General features: G+C 55.4%; 3 protein-coding genes. All 3 read left to right on the top strand.

Annotated features, from left to right (window positions below; translation table 11 throughout):
- Window positions 1–1,132, top strand: a 1,132-nt coding sequence (rpoN, locus tag ABJK56_RS14005; protein WP_347245287.1) for an RNA polymerase factor sigma-54, incomplete at its 5' end; no start/stop codon positions are given.
- Between the two features lie 201 nt (window positions 1,133–1,333).
- Entirely contained in the window at window positions 1,334–2,392 is a 1,059-nt protein-coding gene (locus tag ABJK56_RS14000) for a M42 family metallopeptidase (RefSeq protein WP_347245286.1), read from the top strand.
- A 51-nt stretch (window positions 2,393–2,443) separates the two neighbouring features.
- Window positions 2,444–3,211, top strand: coding sequence for a metallophosphoesterase (locus ABJK56_RS13995; protein ID WP_347245285.1), 768 nt, complete (start codon window positions 2,444–2,446; stop codon window positions 3,209–3,211).
- Window positions 3,212–3,893: the final 682 nt, after the last annotated feature.

Genomic DNA, 3,893 nt, shown 5'->3' with positions numbered 1-3,893 from the left:
CCCCACTCTCCAGGATTACCTTCTCGATCAACTGGCGTGGTACGATCTCGATTCTCAGACCCGAGAGCTCGCGGAGAGAATCATTTCCAACCTGGATGAAAATGGCTACCTGCAGACGAGCCTTCAGGACCTCCTGGGGCCCGAGGCTACTGAGGAGGATCTCGAGCGGGCTGAGAAGGCTCTCAAAATCGTACAGGAGCTGGATCCGCCGGGAGTGGGTGCCCGCGATCTCAAGGAATGTCTGCTCCTCCAGCTCGACCCAGAAAGTCCAGATTATGAGGATCTTAAACTTCTGATTTCGGAATACCTGGAAGACATCGAGCACAATCGCCTGCCCCACATCGCCAGAAAAACGCATTGGTCCCTGGAGCACATCCACGAGTTGCTGCAGGCTCTTCGCAAGCTCAACCCCAAACCCGGGCTACAGTTCCGCAGTGAGACGGCCATGCCCGTGACTCCCGACGTTTACGTCGAAGAGACGGAAGATGGCCGATTCATCGCGAGGGTGGAAGGCGGCGATCTGCCACGGCTTCAAATCAATCGGGGATTGCTGCAAAGTCTCGAACGGCAGAATCTTTCCAAGGAGGAGAGGGAGTACATCAAAAACAAAATCGAGCGCGCCAAGTGGATCATTGATGGGATTGAGCAGCGCAAGCGAACGCTCCAGCGGGTGGCTCAGGCGATTATCGATCATCAGGAGAAATTCCTGCGGGAAGGCCCCGAGCACATCGAGCCGCTCAAAATGCAACAAATCGCCGATAAGCTGGGCATTCACGTAACCACAGTCAGTCGTGCGGTGGATGACAAATGGATCCAAACCCCTCAGGGGCTTTTCCCCCTGCGCCGATTTTTTTGCGGAGGAAAAGTCAATCCCGAGGGAGAAGAGGTAGCCTGGGACGTTGTTCGGCTGAAAGTCAAGGAACTGATCGACCGCGAAGACAAAGCCAATCCCCTCAGCGATGAAGAGATCGTCAGGGAACTTGCCAAGCAGGGCATCCACGTCAAACGGCGAACAGTCACCAAGTACCGTGAAGAAATGGGCATCCCAAGTTCCCGCGAGCGCCGGGACTGGTTCTCGTTCGAGCAGAGAAAGAAAGCCCGTCAACAGGAATCCGGAAAACAGGGCCAGTAGGCCGGCAAAGTTTCTGATAGGCTGGGGCGCAGAATCCGCTTGATTGAGCCGTCGTCCAGTGTTGCCACGTAACCCGGCCGAAGTAGTATAATACTTCATTCTTGAGACGTGAGTCGGTCGGCCCTCCAGGGGCGGCAAAAAGGCCTGTTTCGAATACGATCGAAAAGATTCTTTCTGGGCCCCAAAGGAAAGGAGTTCTTGATGGATACTGATGCTCGCCAATTTCTGACACGCTTGTTGGAAACTCCCAGTCCGTCAGGATATGAACGCCCAGTCCAGGATGTCATTCGGGATTACACAAAGCGATTCGCGGATGAAGTGAAGACGGACTTCCACGGCAATGTGATCGCCGTGCGTAAGCCCGATGCCCCGTTTCGGGTAATGCTGGCAGGACACTGCGATCAAATTGGGCTGATCGTCCAGTACATTGATGATGACGGATTTGTTTACTTTCAGTCCATCGGCGGCTGGGACGTGAGTGTCCTCATCGGCCAGCGGGTGACCATCTGGTCCGACAGCGGACCCATCCCCGGCGTGATTGGCCGCAAGCCGATCCACCTCCTTTCGGAAGAGGAGCGGAAGGCTGTTCCCAAAATGAAGGACCTGTGGATCGATATCGGAGCCGCATCCAAGTCGGAAGCATCGCAAAAAGTTCGGATTGGAGATCCCATCACGATCGAACTGGCGTCTCGCGAACTGTGGAATAACCGTCTCATTTCCTCCGGCCTGGATGACAAGTCGGGAGCCTGGGTCGTGATCGAGGCCCTGCGACGCATCGATGGAAGCAAACTCCGGTCGGCTTGCTATTCTGTGGCAACGGTCCAGGAAGAACTAGGGCTTCGTGGAGCGCGGACGAGTGCGTTTGGGATCGATCCCCATGTCGGGGTCGCCGTGGACGTCACCTTCGCCACAGACTGCCCAACCATGGAAAAAAAGGAGGAAGGAGAAATCAAACTCGGCAAAGGACCCGTGATCTATCGGGGTCCCAACATGAATCCGCGGGTGGTGGAGCGGCTGATCCAAGTGGCGGAGGCAAACAACATCCCGTACCAACTGGCGGCAGCAGGGAAAGCCACGGGAACGGACGCCAACGCCATTCAGGTCAACCGTGCCGGAGTAGCCACTGGCTTGATCAGCGTCCCTAACCGCTACATGCACAGCCCGGTGGAAATGATCTCCTTGGACGACCTGGACGCCGCCGCGACACTTCTGGCCCGGTTTGTGGAATCGATTTCCCCGGAGGACGATTTCATACCCTGAGGCCAAAATGAAGAATAAAAAACCAGCAACGTTTAATTTGAGGCCAGACCGGTGGCACCTGTAAAACGTGCGATCATCAGCGATATCCATAGCAATCTGGAAGCCCTCCAGGCGGTCCTCGAGGACATCCGGCAACAGGGCGTGGAGGAGATTTATTGCCTGGGTGACATCGTGGGATACGGTCCCAATCCCCGGGAATGCATCGACCTGGTCATGAAACACTGCAAAGTGTGTCTTTTGGGCAACCATGACCAGGGCGCGCTTTTTGATCCCGAAGGCTTCAATGTAGGGGCGGAGAAGGCCATTTTCTGGACCCGACAGCAACTCGAGGAGCATGGCGGAAACCCGGCAGAGGCGTATCGGCGGTGGGACTATCTCGGCGAACGGCCGCGGATTCACCGGGAGGGCCCCATCGTCTATGTCCACGGCTCGGTGAGAAATCCGCTTAACGAGTACGTTTTTCCGGAAGATATCTACACCCCTGCGAAATTACAAAAGCTCTTCGCCCTTATTGAAAAGTGTTCTTTTCAAGGACATACCCATACACCCGGGGTGTTCACCGACAGCATCGAGTTCTTTTCTCCTCAGGAATTGGAAAACGGTGAATTCGATCTGGACTCCGTGGAAAAGGCCATGATCAACGTGGGATCGGTCGGCCAGCCACGGGACGGTGACCCCCGGGCATGCTATGTCATTCAGGAAGGAAATCGCGTTCGTTTCCGCCGCGTTCCTTACGACGTGGAGAAAACGATCGAAAAAATCTATGCTATTCCGGACCTCGATAACTTCCTCGGAGATCGGCTGCGCGACGGCCGGTAATGGTTTGAGAGCGTGTCAAGTGAAAAAGCCGGTCATTTCGCCGCCTGAAAAATGCGCATTGTCTCTCCGATGTGTCGGTAGATAAAATGGGGTTACACAGCAGCGAGAGATCGTACTACCACTGATCCTTCTCGATTGGCACTCAAGATTAAATGCAATTGAGAGGCTGGCGAAACCCATTTTTACTCCTGATCGCCGTTTGGTACACCATCACGGCGATAGGGAGTATCCCTTTGCATCGCCTTTCTGGAATCGAGGCGATGATCGGGGCATACTGCGGTGGCCAGCTCTTTTGCAATCACGATTTCATGCCGGGGTCCGACGGCCGGTGGAGCCGGGTGGAACTTTCGGCGTACCGCTGCCAAAAGAACTTGGAGCCCTCTTTGCACTCATCCAGCCGGCGGGCTCTTCACGACGCACATTCTTGCCAAATTTGCCAATTCCAGACCCAGCCTCGGACTCCCATCGCCACGTTTGCCGTTGTTTTGCCTTCTGCATCGAATTGGTGGAGGCCGCTCGTCAATTTCACCGAAGTTGTGGCTCGCCCTGCATGCCCGTGGCAAAGCCGCGCTCCACCTGTTCCCGATCTCGTCGGACAACTCTGAATTCCATGTTCTGCTGAGAGTATTCACCGGGTTGAGTGGCCCTCGGTCATACTCCAGCAAAGAAGCTCATGTGAGAA

Source organism: Thermogutta sp., from assembly GCF_039793925.1.
Taxonomy (GTDB): Bacteria; Planctomycetota; Planctomycetia; order Pirellulales; family Thermoguttaceae; genus Thermogutta.
This window is presented reverse-complemented; position numbering and strand designations above follow the sequence as displayed.

Excerpts from the sequence above, each read along its gene's own strand:
- ABJK56_RS14000 (WP_347245286.1), top strand. The coding sequence starts at position 1,334 with ATGGATACTGATGCTCGCCAATTTCTGACACGCTTGTTGGAAACTCCC.